The sequence below is a fragment of the Pseudomonas sp. GWSMS-1 genome (assembly GCF_049847425.1).
Taxonomy (GTDB): Bacteria; Pseudomonadota; Gammaproteobacteria; order Pseudomonadales; family Pseudomonadaceae; genus Aquipseudomonas.
In genome coordinates this window covers 3,834,742-3,852,332 of record NZ_JBMHHV010000005.1, presented here as the reverse complement: position 1 = coordinate 3,852,332, position 17,591 = coordinate 3,834,742, and the positions used below count along the sequence as shown (strand labels likewise).

General features: G+C 60.5%; 13 protein-coding genes. 4 read left to right on the top strand and 9 right to left on the bottom strand.

Annotated elements, in window-relative coordinates; all coding sequences use genetic code 11:
* Positions 1–2: 2 nt before the first annotated feature.
* The 4 genes from ACEPAJ_RS21565 to uvrD form a co-directional block, all read right to left on the bottom strand.
* Positions 3–371, bottom strand: a complete 369-nt coding sequence (locus ACEPAJ_RS21565; protein WP_425917774.1) for a VOC family protein — start codon at positions 369–371, stop codon at positions 3–5.
* Positions 372–510: 139 nt separating this feature from the next.
* On the bottom strand, positions 511–1,353 hold the full coding sequence (locus ACEPAJ_RS21560) for a Tim44 domain-containing protein (RefSeq protein WP_274088075.1): 843 nt from the start codon (positions 1,351–1,353) through the stop codon (positions 511–513).
* A gap of 178 nt (positions 1,354–1,531) precedes the next feature.
* The gene (locus tag ACEPAJ_RS21555) at positions 1,532–2,641 is read right to left on the bottom strand and encodes a TRAP transporter substrate-binding protein (protein ID WP_425917772.1); all 1,110 of its coding nucleotides are present in this window, start codon (positions 2,639–2,641) and stop codon (positions 1,532–1,534) included.
* A gap of 32 nt (positions 2,642–2,673) precedes the next feature.
* Positions 2,674–4,875, bottom strand: coding sequence for a DNA helicase II (uvrD, locus tag ACEPAJ_RS21550; protein ID WP_425917770.1), 2,202 nt, complete (start codon positions 4,873–4,875; stop codon positions 2,674–2,676).
* A gap of 222 nt (positions 4,876–5,097) precedes the next feature.
* Here uvrD and ACEPAJ_RS21545 point away from each other — a divergent pair, with 222 nt between their 5' ends.
* On the top strand, positions 5,098–7,980 hold the full coding sequence (locus ACEPAJ_RS21545; RefSeq protein ID WP_425917768.1) for a putative bifunctional diguanylate cyclase/phosphodiesterase: 2,883 nt from the start codon (positions 5,098–5,100) through the stop codon (positions 7,978–7,980).
* Positions 7,981–8,202: 222 nt separating this feature from the next.
* On the opposite strand, the gene ACEPAJ_RS21540 is transcribed toward ACEPAJ_RS21545, so the two are convergent.
* Genes ACEPAJ_RS21540 through ACEPAJ_RS21530 form a run of 3 tightly spaced genes read right to left on the bottom strand, consistent with a single transcriptional unit; the run spans position 8,203 to position 12,025 of the window.
* Positions 8,203–9,249 carry a hypothetical protein gene (locus ACEPAJ_RS21540; RefSeq protein ID WP_425917766.1) on the bottom strand — a complete coding sequence of 349 codons (1,047 nt, stop codon included), beginning with the start codon at positions 9,247–9,249 and terminating at the stop codon, positions 8,203–8,205.
* The gene (locus ACEPAJ_RS21535; RefSeq protein ID WP_425917764.1) at positions 9,246–11,123 is read right to left on the bottom strand and encodes a hypothetical protein; all 1,878 of its coding nucleotides are present in this window, start codon (positions 11,121–11,123) and stop codon (positions 9,246–9,248) included. The genes ACEPAJ_RS21540 and ACEPAJ_RS21535 overlap by 4 nt, the downstream gene beginning before the upstream one ends.
* Positions 11,124–11,134: 11 nt before the next feature.
* Positions 11,135–12,025, bottom strand: a complete 891-nt coding sequence (locus ACEPAJ_RS21530; protein WP_425917762.1) for an SH3 domain-containing protein — start codon at positions 12,023–12,025, stop codon at positions 11,135–11,137.
* 414 nt (positions 12,026–12,439) lie between these two features.
* Between ACEPAJ_RS21530 and ACEPAJ_RS21525 the strand changes: the two genes are divergently transcribed.
* Positions 12,440–13,696 carry an MFS transporter gene (locus ACEPAJ_RS21525; protein WP_425917760.1) on the top strand — a complete coding sequence of 419 codons (1,257 nt, stop codon included), beginning with the start codon at positions 12,440–12,442 and terminating at the stop codon, positions 13,694–13,696.
* Positions 13,697–13,788: 92 nt separating this feature from the next.
* On the opposite strand, the gene zwf is transcribed toward ACEPAJ_RS21525, so the two are convergent.
* A complete protein-coding gene (gene zwf / locus ACEPAJ_RS21520; RefSeq protein ID WP_425917758.1) occupies positions 13,789–15,276 on the bottom strand; it encodes a glucose-6-phosphate dehydrogenase in 1,488 nt (495 codons plus the stop codon).
* Between the two features lie 111 nt (positions 15,277–15,387).
* Here zwf and hexR point away from each other — a divergent pair, with 111 nt between their 5' ends.
* Together hexR and ACEPAJ_RS21510 are read left to right on the top strand one after the other, a co-directional pair.
* Positions 15,388–16,254: a transcriptional regulator HexR gene (hexR, locus tag ACEPAJ_RS21515; RefSeq protein ID WP_274088065.1), complete on the top strand. Its 867-nt coding sequence runs from the start codon at positions 15,388–15,390 to the stop codon at positions 16,252–16,254.
* A gap of 196 nt (positions 16,255–16,450) precedes the next feature.
* On the top strand, positions 16,451–16,675 hold the full coding sequence (locus ACEPAJ_RS21510) for a PA3496 family putative envelope integrity protein (RefSeq protein ID WP_274088064.1): 225 nt from the start codon (positions 16,451–16,453) through the stop codon (positions 16,673–16,675).
* On the opposite strand, the gene ACEPAJ_RS21505 is transcribed toward ACEPAJ_RS21510, so the two are convergent.
* Positions 16,617–17,579, bottom strand: a complete 963-nt coding sequence (locus ACEPAJ_RS21505; RefSeq protein WP_425917756.1) for a LysR family transcriptional regulator — start codon at positions 17,577–17,579, stop codon at positions 16,617–16,619. The genes ACEPAJ_RS21510 and ACEPAJ_RS21505 overlap by 59 nt on opposite strands.
* Positions 17,580–17,591 lie beyond the last annotated feature (12 nt).

Genomic DNA, 17,591 nt, shown 5'->3' with positions numbered 1-17,591 from the left:
CGTTAGCCCATGTGGAAGAAGGCCAGCTTGTTGCCATCGTGGTCGCGGAAATAAGCGCCATAGAAGCCAGGCATGCGCTCGCCGGGTTCGCCTTCGCTGGTTGCGCCGAGCTCGATGGCCTTGGCATATAGCGTGTCGACGCCTTCGCGGGAACCGCCGGGCAAGGCGACCATGTTGCCGTTACCTGGGTTAGGTGCTTGCTTGTCATAGGGCACGCATACGGCAAACATCGGTTGGCCTTGGGCAACGCCATAGAACGCGGCGCGGCCAATATCCATGACGATTTTGGCACCCATTTCTGCCAGCAGCGGGGTGTAGAAAGCTTTGGCTTTTTCCATATCGGCGGTGCCGACCATTGCGTATCCGATCATTGCTCAATCCTCGTGGTGGTGATGCTTAGGCAGCGCTCAGCTTGCGCTCAGAGTGAATCCGGCGCCAGCCCATCTGTTTGCTGAATGAGCGTGCAGAAAAAACCCGGGCATGCCCGGGTTTTCGGTGTTGCAGTTGGTATTAGCCGTTCTGGCGGATACCCGCGACCAGCCATGGCTGGTTGTCACCGGCCGCACGCTCCATGCGCCAGCTTTCGCTGAACGCTTCGCCTTGGTCGAAGCGCGAGGTTTTGGCCACGCCAGTGAAGGTCAGAGTAGCGACGGTTTTGTCGCTGAGGTCATCGACACCATCCAGCTGCACGTCGAGATCGTCGACATAGGTGGACTGGAAGCCATCACCCAAGTCAGCACGTTCGCGGCTGAGGAATTCCAGCAGCTGCGGAGTGACGAATTCGGCGATTTTGTCCATTTCGTTAGCATCCCAGTGCTGCTGCAAGCTGAGGAAGTGCTCACGGCCGGCGCTGACAAAGCTCTGCTCGTTAAACCAGGCTGGCGCATTGATCACCGGCTTGATCGCGGCAGCGGCGCTGCTGCCACCAAAGATCGAGGCGGGTGCTGCGGGCATTTCACGCTGCATTGGCGCGCCGTTGGCGGTCGCTGGACCGGCCTGACGACGGCGGGCGGCGAGGAAGCGGAACAGCAGGAAGGCGATCAAACCGAAGATCAGCATGTCCATGATCTGCAGGCCTTCAAAGCCGTCACCCATAAACATCGACGCCAGCAAACCACCTGCTGCGATACCGGCCAATGGGCCTAACCAGCGCGATGCGCCGCTGGCTGCAGCCGGTTGACGACCGGCAGCTGCTGGAGCAGCCGATTGCTGGGCTGGCGCTTGACGTGCTTGATGGCTTGGCGCGGAGCCGAAGGATTTGCTGCCGCCAAAGCGCTTGGCTTCGGCGTCGAAGCTCATGGTCAGGCCGACGCTGAGGCACATGGCCAGGGCAATGCTAAGGAAACGCTGCATGATTGGCTGTCTCTTGGTTATTGGATCTACGCGCGGCATCTTGCCCGGCGTGGTTAGCGCTGGCTAGCCATAGAATGTTTCCGGCTTTTGCCTTGCTGCGCTGAAGTGGCGGGTGAGCTGTGGCGAAAACCGCAAGCGCAACCCAGGGGCTGCGCTTGCGGGCTTGAGATACTGGGCGTTAGCGCCAGTTGTACAGCTCTTTCTCCGACAGCTCATGCATCAGGCTGGCTTGGGCCTGGAAGGCTTGCATCGAGGCCCAGATACGCCCGTTCAGTTCGTTTTGCCCAGCCAGCTCACCCAGCACCACGGTGCTTTCATGTTGCATGGCGGCCAGCACTTCATCAGGGAAGCGCTTGAGCAGGGTGCCTTGCTGTTTCAACTGATCCAGCGCCAGGGCGTTGTTGTAGACGTAATCGTCGAGCATGTCCTGGTTCGCTGCGCGGGTGGCTTCCGTCAGGATCGCCTGCAGATCGGCCGGCAGGCTGTCATAGGCTTTTTGGTTGATCAGCAGTTCCAGCACCGCTTGCGGCTCTTGCCAGCCTGGGTAGTAGTAGAACTTGGCCGCTTTGTGCAGGCCAAAGGCCAGGTCGTTGTAGGGGCTGACCCAGTCGGTGGCGTCGATCGCATTGGTTTGCAGTGCGGTGAACACTTCGCCGCCGGGCAGGTTGACGGTGGTGGCGCCGAGCTTGCTCAGCACTTCGCCGCCCAGGCCGGGCATGCGGATCTTCAGGCCTTTGAGGTCATCCAGCGAGTTGATTTCCTTGTTGTACCAGCCGCCCATCTGCATGCCGGTGTTGCCCACGGCCATCGGCTTCACGCCGTGCGGGGCATAGGCTTCCTCCCACAATGCCTGACCGCCACCTTTGCTTAACCAGGCGTTCATTTCTGGCGTCGACAGGCCGAATGGCACGGCCGTAAAGAACTGTGCGGCCGGTACTTTGCCCTTCCAGTAATACGCCGCGCCATGGCCCAGCTCGGCAGTGCCGCGCGACACCGCGTCAAATACTTCCAGCGGCGGCACGAGCTCGCCACCGGCATACACCTTGATGGTCAGACGGCCATTGCTCATGGCCTTGACCCGCTCGGCCAAGCGCTCGGCTGACGTGCCCAGGCCTGGGTAGTTCTTCGGCCAGGCGGTGACCATCTTCCACTGGAAGTTTTCTGCGCCAGGCGATCCTGCGGCAGGTGTGGTTGCTGCTGCCTGTGGGGCGGCGGCTTCTTCCTTGCAACCGCTCAGGCCAAGGGCGGCGAGCAGGGCGCTGGCGAGCAGCAGAGGGCGGCGGATCATTGGGGTTCCTTATGAGTTGAATGGACGGTTGGTCACAGCGCTTCCAGCTTGGCGTAACTAAGCATCAGCCACTTGCTGCCTTCGCTCTCGAAATTCACCTGCACCCGGGCCTGCGCACCGCTGCCTTCGAAGTTGAGGATGGTGCCTTCGCCAAACAGCGAATGCTGCACGCGCTGGCCGAGGTTGAAGCCGGTGTCCGGCACGGCGCTGCCGGCGAACAGGTGGCTGTCGTTACCCGCGCCGCCCATGTTGCGGCTGACCGCGCCGAACGGCCGGCTGACGCTGTTGGACAGGCGCACTTCCTGAATCAGTTGCGGCGGAATCTCGCGGACGAAGCGCGACACCTTGTTGTAGGTTTCGCTGCCATACAGGCGGCGGGTTTCGGCATAGGTGATCACCAGCTTGCTCATGGCGCGGGTGATACCGACGTAAGCCAGGCGGCGCTCTTCCTCAAGACGGCCGGGTTCTTCCAGGCTCATCTTGTGCGGGAACAGGCCTTCTTCCATGCCCACCAGGAACACCTGGGGGAACTCCAGGCCCTTGGCGCTGTGCAGGGTCATCAGCTGCACACTGTCTTCGTTTTCTGCGGCCTGGGTGTCGCCGGCTTCCAGTGAGGCATGGCTGAGAAAGGCCTGCAGAGGGCTCAGTTCGTCGTCTTCGTTGTTGTCGAAGGTGCGCGCGGCGCTGACCAGTTCCTCAAGGTTTTCGATACGGGCCTGGGCTTTCTCGCCTTTCTCGGCCTTGTGATAAGCAATCAAGCCGCTCTGCTCGATCACCGTCTGGGTCATCAGGTGCAGGGGCATTTCCAGCACTTTGGCGGCGAGATTCTCGATCAATTCGATAAACCCGGCCAGCGCACCTGACGCGCGTCCTGGCAGAGTCTTGGCGGCAACCATCAGACGAATGGCTTCCCACATCGACACATCATGGGCGCGGGCGTATTCGCGCATGGTCTCCACGCTCTTCTCGCCGATGCCGCGCGCTGGCACGTTGATCACCCGCTCCAGTGCCGCATCGTTGCCACGGCCGTCGAGCAGGCGCAGGTAGGCCATGGCGTTCTTGATCTCGGCGCGTTCAAAGAAGCGCTGACCGCCGTAAATGCGGTAAGGAATTTTCTCGCGTAGCAGGGCTTCTTCGAGCACCCGCGACTGAGCGTTGGAACGGTAAAGAATGGCAATTTCGCTGCGCTTGAGGCCGTCCTTGCGCAGGGCGTCCTCGATCGACTCGACCACGTAACGCGCTTCGTCGTGCTCGTTGAACGCCGAATACAGATTGATCGGCTCACCGTCGCCGTCTTTGGTCCACAGCTCCTTGCCCAGGCGCCCCTGATTATTGGCAATCAGCGCGTTGGCGGCCTTGAGGATGCCAGCCGTGGAACGGTAGTTCTGCTCCAGGCGGATGACTTCGGCGTCGGCAAAATCATCGGAGAACTGTTGGATGTTCTCGATCTTCGCCCCACGCCAGCCGTAGATCGACTGATCGTCGTCACCGACCACCATCAGGCTGTCACCACCCTTGGCCAGCAGGCGCAACCAGGCGTACTGCACGGCGTTAGTGTCCTGGAACTCGTCGACCAGGATGTGCCGGAAGCGCCGCTGGTAATGCTCCAGCAGGCCCGGCTTGTCGCGCCACAGGTCGAGGGCACGCAGCAGCAGCTCGGAGAAGTCGATCACTCCGGCGCGTGCGCAAGCAGCCTCGTAGCCTTCATAGATTTTCAACATGGTGGCGAGGAACAGGTCGCCGCCGGGCTGGATGTTCTTCGGCCGCAGGCCTTCATCCTTCTGCCCGTTGATAAACCACTGGGCTTGCTTGGGCGGCCAGCGTTGTTCATCCAGGCCGAGCTCGCGGATCACCCGCTTAACGATGCGCTGCTGGTCGTCGGAATCGAGAATCTGAAAGTTCTCCGCCAGCCCGGCTTCCTGCCAGTGCGCACGCAACAGGCGATGGGCCAAGCCGTGAAAGGTGCCCACCCACATGCCAGCCGGGCTCTGCCCGAGCATCTGCTCGATGCGGTGGCGCATTTCGGCGGCGGCCTTGTTGGTAAAGGTCACCGACAGGATGCTGTGTGGCGAGACGTCCAGCCGCTGAATCAGAAAGGCAATACGGTGCACCAGCACGCGGGTCTTGCCGGAGCCGGCACCGGCCAGCACCAACTGATGGCCAGGCGGCGTAGTAACCGCATGGTGTTGGGCTGGGTTGAGGGAGGTGAGTCGCTGATCAAGGTCATTTTGCATCGCGGCATTCTAGGGGGCGCAGCTGGGCAGGGCAAACCAGGCTGTCACGCCGATTGTTTTGGACGACTGGTGAGTCAGCTCAACGGGCGCAGTCGGGGTATGGCCGGACGCGGCAGAAGTCAGCTATTTACCCTGTGTGTGAGTGCACTTCTGGCTTGGGCGATGCGTCTAGCTCGGGTATGCTGCGCCGATATTTAGGCAACCATTATAAGAAAATCGCCTATGACTTCTGCGATCCCATTGACTGATTTAAATGGCTTAAAAGCGACTTCCGGCCCGGAAGTGACTCAGCTGTTTGCCACTGATATTGCTGCCGAGCGCATCCGTATGCTCTACCAGGGCTCGCGGGTGCCGACTCTGTTTATGCTGCTCAGCGGTATGGCGTGCACGTTCCTGTTGTGGGGGGGGCTGCCGCCGTTGTTGCTCGTGGGTTGGTCGGTCTGGCTGGTGATTCTGGCCGTGCTGCGCCTGGTGCAGGTGCGTGCATTCAACCATGCCTTGCCCAGCCGCCAGGCCGAGCGCTATTGGCGGCGCCTGTTCCTGCTAGGGGCCGGGGCGTCCGGGTTGACCCTGGCGTTTGCTGCCATCGCCCTGGTGCCTGCCGATGTGTTTTACCTGCAGGCCCTGGTCTATGGCCTGATTGCGGCGGCGATTCTCTCTGCCAGCGTGGCTTACGCGATCAGTTTTTCGGCTTTTCTGACCTTTGCCTTGCCCTGTCTGCTGCCTTCGATGGGCTATCTGCTGTTTAGCAACAATGCGCTACAACAGGGCTGGGGCCTGCTTGCCAGCATCCTGCTGCTGACCTTGCTGGTGCTCGCCTGGCAGGTCAACCGCCTGGTACAGCGCAGCTTGCTGCAGCGTTTCCACAATCAGGCGTTGATCAGCAATCTGGAGCACGCCAAGCGCCAGGCCGAGGGGCTCAACAGTGAGCTGGTGCATGAGGTGGAACAGCGCCGCCGCGCCGAGCGTGAGTTGCGCCATGCCCATGATGACCTGGAAATGCGCGTGGCTGAGCGCACGCTTGAGTTGGATGAAACCACCTACGCGCTGAGCAAGAGCCGCGCACGCCTGACCCTGGCCATTGAGGCCAGCGAGCTGGGCCTGTGGGACTGGGACCTGCAGAGCGATAAGGTGCACCACTCGCGCCTCAAGGAGATCTTCGGTCTGGAGCCGCATGACGTGCAGGTGATGCTGCGCGACCTCAAGCCGCGTTTGCATCCGGATGACCTGCCGGTGCTGCGCCGCGCGCTGGTCGAGCACATGAAGGGGCGCAGTGACGATTACCAGGTCGAATACCGCATTAAACATGCACAGGGCCATTGGGTGTGGATCGCCGACCGTGGCCGCGCTGTCGAGCGCGACGCCAAGGGGCGCGTGCTGCGCATGCTGGGTACGCGCAGCGACATCACCACGCGCAAGCTGCACGAACAGCAGCAGCAACTGGCCGCCACGGTGTTCGAAGCCGCCAGTGAAGGCATCGTGATTCTCGATCCCGACTACCGCCTGCTGTCGGTCAATCAGGCCTTTAGTGAAGTCACCGGTTATCGTCAGGACGAGGTAGTCGGCAAAAGCGCGATCAGCCTGATGAACAGCGGCGATAGCCGCCGGCAGTACCAGATGATTCGTCTGGAGTTAGAGAGCAGGGGTAGCTGGCGCGGTGAGTTGATTGAAACGCGCAAGAACGGCGAGTTGTATCCGCAGTGGCTGCAACTCAATGTGGTGCGCGATGCGCGCGGTAGTGTCAGTCATATCGTCGGTTTCTTCGCTGACCTGTCCTCGCGGCGCGAGGCCGAGGAGCGCCTGCGCTACCTGTCTCACTATGACGAGTTGACGGGCCTGGCCAATCGCAGCCTGTTCAAGCAGCGGTTGCATGAGGCCAGCCAGCGTGCTCGGCAGAATGGGCGCAGCATCGCCTTGCTGCACATCGATCTGGATCGCTTCAAACTGCTCAACGACAGCCTCGGCCATGAAGTGGCTGACCAGCTGCTTCGGCAGGTCAGCCGCCGCCTGACTCAGGCGGTGCCGGAGGCCGACACCCTGGCGCGTTTGTCTGGTGACGAGTTTGCCATCCTCATTGACGCCTACGGCAGCCTCTCCAGCCTGGCGCGCCTGGCCAGTCGTCTGCTCAGCAAATTGCGTGTGCCCATGACGGTGGGCGGCCACGAGTTGGTGGTCAGTGCCTCGCTGGGGATTAGTTTGCTGCCAGACAACGCGCGGGAAATTTCCGCGCTGATCAGTCAGGCCAATATGGCCACGCAGCACGCCAAGCACCTGGGGGGTAACACCTTCCAGTTCTTCACCGACAACCTGCAAGCCTGCACGTTGGAGCGTCTGCAGCTGGAAAATCAGCTGCGCAAAGGCATCCAAGAAGGCCAATTGGAGGTGTTCTACCAGCCCAAACTAGGCCTGGCGGATGACAGCCTGCTGGCCGCCGAAGCCTTGGTGCGCTGGCGTCATCCGCAGCTGGGGCTGGTGCCGCCGAGCGACTTTATCGGCCTGGCCGAAGAAACCGGGTTGATCGGTGCGATTGGCGAGTTCGTGTTGCGTCAGGCGTGTAAACAAGCCTGTGCATGGCGCGATGAAGGCCTGGCGCAGATTCGCGTTTCGGTGAACCTTTCAGTGCACCAGGTGCGCCAAGGCAACCTGCTCAGCCTGGTGCGTCAGGTGCTAAAGGAAACCGGGCTGGATCCGCAGTTTCTCGAGCTAGAACTGACCGAAAGCCAGCTGCTGGATAATGTCGAAAGTGTGATTAGTACCTTCCAGCAATTGCGCGATTTGGGGGTCAAGCTGGCGATTGACGACTTCGGCACCGGCTACTCCTCGCTGAGCTACCTGAAGCGCTTCCCAGTGGATTACGTCAAGATCGACCAAACCTTTATCCGCGACCTCACGCCCGGCAGTGAAGACGCCGCGATCACCCGCGCGATCATCGCCATGGTCCACAGCCTGGAGCTCAAGGTGGTTGCCGAAGGTGTGGAAACCCAGGCGCAGCTGGACTTTCTAAAAAGCCACCAGTGCGATGAAGTTCAGGGCTACCTGATCAGCAAGCCCGTGCCAGCCGAGCAGTTTGCGCAGTTGCTGCGTGAGCAGGACGCTGGTGTATGAAGACCCGTTAACTGCCTACTTTGGCTAGGCGTTAAAAAATAGTCTGATAGACAGCGGCGATTGAGCGGGGCGCTATGGCCAAGTCGATAAAGCCGCTGTTCCTGCAACGGACAAGCGGCCGTTTTCCTCACGCCACAAACAATAGTTTTAATACTAAGGCGTCATTCGACGGTAAACCCGCTGCAAACAAGACCCGAAGGCCTGTTCGCAGCGGGGGGATGCTTACAGGCTTTCGAGCTCTGGGTTGAGACGTTCAAGCACGCGCTTGCCTTGTCTGGCGTTGTCTAGCTTGGCTAGATCGCTGAGGCGCACACTTTCTGTAGGCTCAATGCTCAGCACGATGCCACTGACTTTTTCCATCAGGACGTCCTCGAGCAGGTCGCAGCTGTTATCCATGCTCTTCGGCAGGTCCTTACTCTCACGCTGGCAGTTCTTCACGGTGCGCTCGACCATCTTTGTGTAGTGCTCGCTGCGCTGGCTGTCAGCACTACCGGCGGTCGGGTCTAGCGGTGTGTTGTAGCGCTGGTAGAGCGCAATGCTGCGTTCGAGCATGCCGCGGTCCTGCAGGCTAACGCGAACATTGGCGAGTTCGGCCCGCTCAATGCTCCCGGTCAGCTCTTGCAGCTTGGCAATGAGGCGGTATGGGTTGTCCTCGCCGTCAAGATCATCCTCCAGGCGTTTTAGTTTGCGGTTGAGATCACGCTGTTTGCTCAGGCTGTAGCTCATGCGGCTGTCGAACAGTTCCGGCAAGGCGATGGCGATTTCGGCTTCTACCGTTCCGGCATCGTCGTCGACGTCAACGAATAGCTCCAAATCAAAAGGCTTGAGCGTTGCCAGCCCACTGCTGAGTGCGGGTTCGAAGTTGTGACTTGCGCGCGCCAGTTCGCGATCAATATTTCTGCTGGCCAATGCACCTAGGCCGCGCAAACCGTTGATGGCTGACGTGTCGGCTTCTATACCCTTGAGTTGCAGGCGCAGGCGGCTTTGGTTCTCATCACTGATTCGCTCGCTGATGATCAGCTCGGCGGCGCGCAGGGCGGGCTCATTCTTGCCCAGTTCTAGCTCCACATCGCGAATGCTGACGCTGCCTCCGAAAGGGCTGGCAGAGACTGAGCGCCAGCTGAGTTTTTCATCCAGCGAGACTTCATACACCCAGTCTTCCAAGTGTTTCTGAGCCTGCTTACTGCTGTAGGCGCTCAGGCCGAAGTAGCCGGCGGCCAGGATTACCGTGGCACTGGCACCGACGATCAGAGGAAGGTGCTTGTTCATACATCATCTCCTTGCAGCTCGGCGCGCTCTGGCCAGGCTTGCTTGACCAGTTCTTTGGCCTGTTCCGGGGTCCACTCGGGATCTCCGATTTCGTGACGCAGTAGCTTCAGCGGGTCGCGCAAGTCGGCGCATTCGCTTTCGCTACAGGTCTGCAGGGTGTTAGCGGTGATCAAGGTCAGCGGAAGCTGTTGATCATCCTGGCGACTAGTGTCCAGTTGAGCTTTACCTTTGACCAAGAACCAACCTTTGTCGGCGTCCTGTTCGCTCTCCTCCGTGTTGAGAACGGCCTGGTAGGGATAGTCGATAGCCCAACCGCCCTCGGTCTTGCCGCTGATGTAAACAATCTGGCTGTAGTCGCTGGCGCCACCTTTCAGCATGCGGGCATAGCTGCCGCCATCGAAGGGCGAGTAACTGGCGTCGCGGCTGATGCGCTGGTAAAGCTCTTGGGGCTTGCGGGTTTCTCGGCGCAGTTGGCGATACAGTTGCAACTGCTGTTCGGCTTGCTGGCCAAGCAGTTCGCGTTGGCGCTGTTCTTCGGCCTGCCGCCGTAGTTCAGCTTGGCGCAGTTGCTCGGCTTCTTTACGCTCGAAGGCGAACAGGTGATTTTCGGCGCGCTGGGGGTTGTACTCCCACTGTTTGCTGCGGTAGTTGCGCCCTAGGTTGATTTCATACATCCAGTAATCACGCTTGCCCTCATGCAGCCCTTGTTGCAGGTCGCGTATGGCGTAAAAGCGAATGTCGTTGATTGCAGGCGCGCTCTGGTCCAGACGGGTGGTGGCCAGGTCGATGGTCCGGCGGATGTTTTCCAGGTCGCGGAACAGCTCGCGGTTCTCGGTGAGCGCGACAAGTCCAGTGCTACCCGCGTTCCAGTTATTCCGGTAGCTGCTGTAACCCACGCGCAGTAGGTAATGAACCTTGCTGGCGGGTTCGCTGTGCAGCAGCAGCAACAGGTTTTTGCGTTCGTCGAAGCCGACGATGGGCAGGCTGGGGGCTTTGCCGCTGAACTCTAAGCCGGCCAGGTAGCTGCCATTGAACTGATGCAGCAGTGCGCCGTCACGACGGTTGATCGTCAGCGTGCCAGTGCCTTGGGCATAGCCGTCTGGGCCGCAGGTAATCGCCTTAGACGTGGCGCTGACGTTTTTCACACCGTCTTCGAGGACGAATGCCAGGCGGAAGCGACAGCCGTTCTGGTCGACGATTTCGCTGAGGAAGTTGGCCTTGGCCAGTACGTCGCGCTGCAAGGGTGGTTGCCAGCCCGATACGGCGAAATCCACCGAGAGCGGTGCTGGCGCAACAGGCGCAGTGGGCGGCACTGTTGCAGGTTCCGGGGTGGCAGTGGTTGCAGGCGTCGCGGCGGGTGCAGTGGCCGCGATCACCGCTTCGGCAGCACCTTCTCTGACAGTATCGGGCGCTGCTGCTGGCGGGGCTGAAGGCTCGCTGACAGCTATCGACGCTTGGCTTTCAGCCTGAGGGCTGGCTGCCGGTGCAGTGGCGAGGGCCGCTGCAGGTACTGCCGCAATAGGTGCAGGTGCCGGGGCATTCACAACCGCCTGCCAGTTACCGGCCTGGGTTGCGCTGCCGCTGGCCAGGCGCTGCCCCTGGCTATCGACGGTGTGCCAGCTGAGTTGGCTGGCGTTGGCGCATTGGGTGCCGATCAAGCCACCCAGTTTGGGCAGCAGGCGTTGTACCGCCTCAGTGCTGGCGGCCGCTGTGAAGGCGAAGCGCAGTTGCAAGTTAGGGCTGCACCAAGGCTGGCCGTCTGCATGATCGACAAAGACCTCGACGTTCTCTGCTTTGGAATAAGCCAGGCGATGGCTGGCGGCTTCTGCCGTTACAGCCAGCGCCAGCAGGCTCAGGGTTAGTAGACTTCTCATGCACCGCTCCATCAGATCAGCTCCCAGGCACCGTCAGCCGCCTGACAGGCTTTGACTGTCTGCTGTTCGCTGCTGCCCTTGGCGGTGACGTCGTAGTTAAGTGTGCGGCAGGTGGCTTGGGCGGTGACTTGCTGTTCAAGCGGTATGGCATCGAGATCGATAGCGTCGAGGTCGATACCCTTGCTTGAGGCTGTGGCCAAGTCGAGGCTATCGAGGTCGGTGGCGACATCGGCGACCGCGCTGCCAGCGCTGGTTTGCGTCGGGCGGGCTTTGACCTGCTCGACCAGTGGGGCATAGACGTAGCCTATGGTGACACCACGACGGCCAACCATGATCCAGTCGTTATCGGTACGGCCGATGGCGGTAAAGGTGGTATCGACCGGAAGGCCAGCGACTTTCTCGGCGTTAAGGTTAGGGGCATTACGCACGTTGGCCGACTTCACCGCACGATAGGGTTGGTTGATCAGCGTCATATTGGCTACGGGATGCACCTTGGGGCTGCGTTTGACGGCCACCTGGCGCTGCACCGTCTCGGTCTTGACCGGCGTGATGGTAGCGGTGGCGCCGCTGTGGGCAGAGGTCCACTGGCTGCTTTGGCCGTCCTGAGCGTTTTGCAGGGCCTGCTGGGTCTGCTGGGCAAGCGCTTCGCGGTCGCGAGTATCTAGTTTGGCGCCGATGGTCTTGCCTAAATATCCGCCCGCTAGAGCGCCGGCAATCATAGCGGCTGTACGACCACTGCCATTACCGACCTGGCTGCCGATTAGCACGCCAGCCGTGACACCAACCAAAGTGCCGATGTTTTCCTTGTTGACCCACTGGTTCTCGGAGAGGTTGGCGCAGCCTGCAGCAAGAACGATGGCGCTGCCGAGCAGCAGCACACTGGTTTTTTTGACGAAGCCCATTGGACAGATCCCTAGGTAATTTCGAGTCGGAGCCATTTGACTCAGGGACGCTAGAGGTACGACCAAATTGGGTTGTAGAAGCAACTCTTCCCTGAGTGTGTCGATTACACATAAAGTTTGATGGCATAACAATGGCTTAGAGACGATATATAGCGTTTTGTCCTGTCCGGGCTGGGTTTACGTATCGGTACTCGGCAGGTATTTCTGCTTTCCGGGCACCGGGGGGGCGGTTGCCGTGACGGCCCTGTATGCATTTCTAGGGTAGAAAAATGGCATGACTAAACTGCTTTGCAGACTGGTGCTTATGCATGAAAAGATGCTGCGTTTTTGTCAGGCAGTGCTTGTAGGCGAGAGCGCTAATACAGTTCTGCTACCCATTCATTTCGCTGCCTGTTTTGTGAGACTCACCTGTTGATGCTGTCCAAATGTCGCCCAGCCAATGCCACCTTGATCCTATTGGCCTCGCTCTACTGCGCGCAGGGTTTGCCCTCGGGGCTATTGGCCCATTCGTTACCCGTGCTGCTGCGTCAGCACGGCGTCGATCTTGCGTTGATCGGCCTGCTCAAGTTGCTGGCATTGCCCTGGTTGCTCAAGGTGCTTTGGGCGCCGTGGGTGGATCGCTTGGCATCGCCGCGGCTGGGCCATCATCGGGGTTGGATTCTGCCGTTGCAGATGGTTGTTATCGCCATCGTTACGGGTTTGGCGCTGATCAATCCCGAGCGGCTGTTCGACAGCTACTTTTTGCTGCTGATTGGCTTGTTACTGCTAGTTAACCTGGCCGCCTCGACCCAGGACATCGCTACCGATGGCTTGGCTGTGAGGCTGCTGCCGGAGCGCTGGCGCGGGCTGGGTAACAGCCTGCAGGTCGGCGGTTACAAGGTCGGCATGTTGATAAGTGGCAGTGGTCTGTTACTGGCGATGGATACCTTGGGTTGGCACCTTAGTCTGGGACTCGTAGCGGCGCTGCTGGTGCTGATGACGGTGCCGATCTGGCGCTTTAACGAGCAGCGCGAACTGCCGTTCCAGCCGGCGCAGGCAGAGCCTGCTGGGCCAGGCCTGTTATTGCGGCATTATCGCGGCTTGCTGTTGCAGCCCGGCATGCTCTTTTGGATTGCGGTGCTGCTGAGCTTCAAGCTGGGTGATGCGCTGGGTTCACCGATGATCAAGCCGATGCTGGTGGATCAGGGCTGGAGTAATGCCGAGTTGGGCCAGTTGACCTTGATCAGCAGCCTTGCCGGCATCGCTGGCGCGTTTATCGGGGGGCTGTTGTATGCCCGGATTGGCGCGCAGCGTGCACTTTTCGGGTTCGGTCTGTTGCAGGCTGTCGGGATTGCGGCCATGGCCCTGCTGGTAAATGCCGGTGGCAACAGTGCGCTGGTTTACTCCGTGGCGTTGTTCGAGCAAGCCGCCGATGGCATGTCCACGGTCGCCTTGTTCGCGGTGATGATGCACCAGTGCCGGCCGGAGCATGAGGGCGCCGATTTTACCTTGCAGGCCAGTGTGCAGCTGTTGCTGGCCGGCCTGGTTGGCGCAACCAGTGGTTTGCTGGCTAAGTGGCTGGGTTATCAGGCGTTGTTTGTATGTGCCGGGGGCTTGGGCCTGCTGGCATTGCCGCTGGTGCTGCTGTACTTCCGTCGGGCGCGGCCTGCGGCTGCAGTTCAGGTTCAGTAAGCCATCACGGCAATGGCCGTGATGGCGAATGACCGTGATGGCGGGTGATGGGTATCGTTGCGCTCAACCCATCCTACGGGCTATGCGTTGGACTATTCCATCCACTGCCGTTCATGACGTTCAAGCAGGTTGCTGGCCTGTTCCGGGCCGTCGCTGCCTGCTGGGTAGGGGCGTGGGCTCTGGTAGTGCTGGTGCCAGCCCTTGATGATCGGGTCGACCCAGTTCCACGCTGCTTCAACTTCGTCGCGGCGCATAAACAGCGTTGAGTCGCCTTCGATCACGTCGAGCAGCAGGCGTTCGTAGGCGTCCCAGCGGCGCTGCTTGTGGAAGGCGTCGGCCAGGTTGAGGTCGAGTTCCACGGGTTGCAGGTGCATGCCCTTGCCGGGACTTTTGCCCATCAGTTGCAGGCTGATGCGTTCTTCCGGTTGCAGGCGAATCAGCAGGCGGTTGGCTTCGCCACCACCAAACAGTTGATGTGGTACCGGCTTGAACTGGATCAGAATTTCCGACGTCTTATGCCCCAGGCGTTTGCCGGTGCGCAGGTAGAACGGCACGCCGGCCCAGCGCCAGTTGTCGATCTCGGCTTGTACGGCGACAAAGGTTTCGGTGTCGCTGTCGTTGTCGACGTTTTTTTCGAAGTAGTAGGCCGGCACTTCCTGGCCGCCGATCTTGCCGGCTGTGTATTGGCCGCGCACGGTCTTGTCTTGCACGTCGAGGCCGGTAATGGGTTTCAGCGCTTCGAGGATTTTCACCTTCTCGTTGCGTACCGCTTCGGCGTCGAAGCGCACCGGCGCCTCCATGGCCACCAGGCAGAGCAACTGCAGCAGGTGGTTCTGCACCATATCACGCATGGCCCCGGCTTTTTCGTAGTAGGCGCCGCGGTTTTCCACGCCGAGGGTTTCGCACACGCTGATCTGCACGTGGTCGATATGCCCGGTGCGCCAGATCGGCTCGAACAGCGCGTTGGCGAAACGCAGCGCCATCAGGTTCTGCACCGTTTCCTTGCCCAGGTAGTGATCAATGCGGAACACCCGCGACTCATCGAACACCGCGCCGATGGCCGCGTTGATTGCCTGGGCTGACTGCAGTGAGTGGCCGATGGGTTTTTCCAGCACGATGCGCGCCTTGGGCCCGGCCAGGCGGGCGACCTTCAGGTGCGAGGCAATGTCTTCGAACAGGTCGGGCGCGGTGGCCAGGTAGTAGATGCGTACGCGCTCATGGTCTTCGCCTAGGCGTTTGCCTAGGCGGCCGAAGTCGGCGCTCTGGCTGGCGTCCATCGCAAAGTAGTCGAGGCGTGCAGCAAAGCTGGTCCAGGTCTCGTTGTCGAAGTCTTTACGCGCCACTTGAGCGCGGCAATGGCGCTCGGCCAGGGCTTGATAAGCGCTACGGCTGTGGGCGCTGCGGGCCAGGGCAAGAATACGCGTATCGACGTGCAGACGACCGGCGCGGTGCAGGTGGTAGAGCGCTGGCAGCAGTTTATGCAGGGCCAGATCGCCGGTGCCGCCAAACACCAGCATGTCGCAGGGAATGCTCAAGGTGGGAACTCCGACTTGGTTTAGCAGTGCGGGAAAGGCGGTCATGTAGTATAACTACAAGACCACTACAACCCGTCGTACGCCGATCATAACCGAGTCAATACTCAGATGCGGCGTGCTTGATGGATTCGTTAGCCAAATGTCGAGCCTAAACCTGTGAACCTGTTGCAACACATTGCCCAGTCGCGCGATCTACTTCGCAAATCAGAACTCAAAGTCGCTGAACATGTTCTGCTCGACCCTGCGTCAGTCATGCACAGCTCTATGGCCGAATTGGCGCACAGTGTTGGCATCAGCGAGCCGACTATCGTGCGCTTCTGCCGGGCGATCGGCTGCACCGGGTTTCAGGACCTAAAACTCAAGCTGGCGCAGAGCCTGGCTGCCGGTGCCAGCTTTGGCCAGTTCGCGATTCATGAAGATGACTCGGTCGCCGACTTCAGCCTGAAGATTTTTGACACCACCCTGCACACCTTGATCGAGGTGCGCGAGAAGCTCGACACTCAGGCCCTGCAAAAGGCCATCGCTGCTATCGCCAACGCCCAGCGCGTCGAGTTTTACGGTTTTGGTGCGTCCGGCGCGGTGGCGGCGGATGCGCAGCACAAATTCTTCCGTTTGCTGCTGACGGCCGCGGCTTATTCCGACCCGCATATGCAGGCGATGAGCGCGGTGACCTTGAAGCCGACTGACGTGGCCATCTGCATCTCCCAGTCCGGGCGCTCCAAGGATTTGCTGATCACCGCCAACCTGGTGCGTGAGACCGGCGCGACGCTGATTACGCTGTGCCCGAGCCAGACCCCGCTGGCCGATTTGGCCACGGTCAACCTGGCCATCGACGTGCAGGAAGACACTGAGATCTACACCCCGCTGACCTCGCGCATCGCTCACCTGGTGGTGATCGACGTGCTCGCCATGGGCGTGGCCATGGCCCGCGGCCCAGGCCTGGTTAACCACCTCAAGAGCGTTAAGCGCAGTCTGCGCAGTCTGCGGCTGTCGCCGAAGACGCATAAGAGCAGCGAAGACTGAGGCGCTGCAGGCCGTTCAGTTGGTCGTCCGAATACGTCCCGGCGTGATCCGCGAGCCCACTCGTAGGGTTGCGCAGCGCTGAGCCCGGTTTCGGCGCGCCGCGGCTGATGTCATCGCCCCGTTATCGCGCGGCCATCAAACCGTCATATCCAGAGTCGATGCTGGTACTCCCTTATTCAGCTTGGGAGTTGCCCCTATGTCTGGCTATCTGGATAAACCGCAGGCTCATGAAAATAGCGACGCCAAAGCACGGCGCAAGATCCTCGATCAACGCCGCATGGAATACCGTCGCGCCATCGAGGCGCATGCCGAGCAGCGCCGTTTACAGCAGCAGTGGGTGGATTACCCCGAGCTGATTGCCGCTAACTACCTGGCTGGGAAGCAGGCGCCGGCTCAGCGAAACGCTCTGCCAGGGCGTTGATCAGGCTGCGTTGATCGCGCACGAAGGCGAAAAACGCCTGGGCCACCGGTGACAAGTATTTGCCGCGCGGGTGCACCAGGCACCAGCTGCGCAGCAGCGGCAGCTCGGCCACCGGCAGTTCACGCAGGGCGCCGCACTCCAGCTCGCGGCGCACCGCGTGGCGTGGCAGTAGCGCCAGGCCGAGGCCGGCGATCACCCCTTCACACTGTCCTTCTATAGAGCCGACTTCCAGGGTGTGGGCGAAGTGCGCACGCTTCTGGTGGCAATACTCTTCGCAGGCCTGGCGGGTGCCCGAGCCGGCTTCGCGGATCAGCAGCGGGAAGGGTGTGAGGTCTGGCAGGCTCAAGGCGCCCTGGCTGCACAGGGGGTGATCGGGCGGCGCCACGGCGATGATCGGGTTATTCAGGAAGGGCAGAAACTCCAGATTCATGTCCGTGGGCACCCGCGACATGATCAGCAAATCATCGCGATTGGCGTTCAGGCGCTTGATCGCCTGGCTGTGATTGGTGACCACCAGTTGTAAGTTAACTTCCGGGTATTGCCGGCGAAAAGCGGCGAACAGGTGAGGAATGAAGTACTTGGCGCTGGATTCGACCGCCAGGCTCAATTGCCCTTGCAGTGAACCCTGCAGGTCGGACAGCTGCATGTCGAAGCTTTCCAAACGCCCGAAAATATCCGCGCTGGCGCGTTGCAGGGCTTCTGCAGCCTCGGTTAGGTAGAGCTTCTTGCCGACGTAATCAAACAGCGGCTGGCCTATCAGTTCCTCCAGTTGGCGAATCTGCAGGCTGACGGCGGGCTGGGTCAGGGCCATCTCCTCGGCCGCACGGCTGTAAGACAGATGGCTGCACACAGAGCGGAATACCCGAAGCTGACGAAATGTCATACGCAGCAAAGACTTACGCACGCTTATTACCTA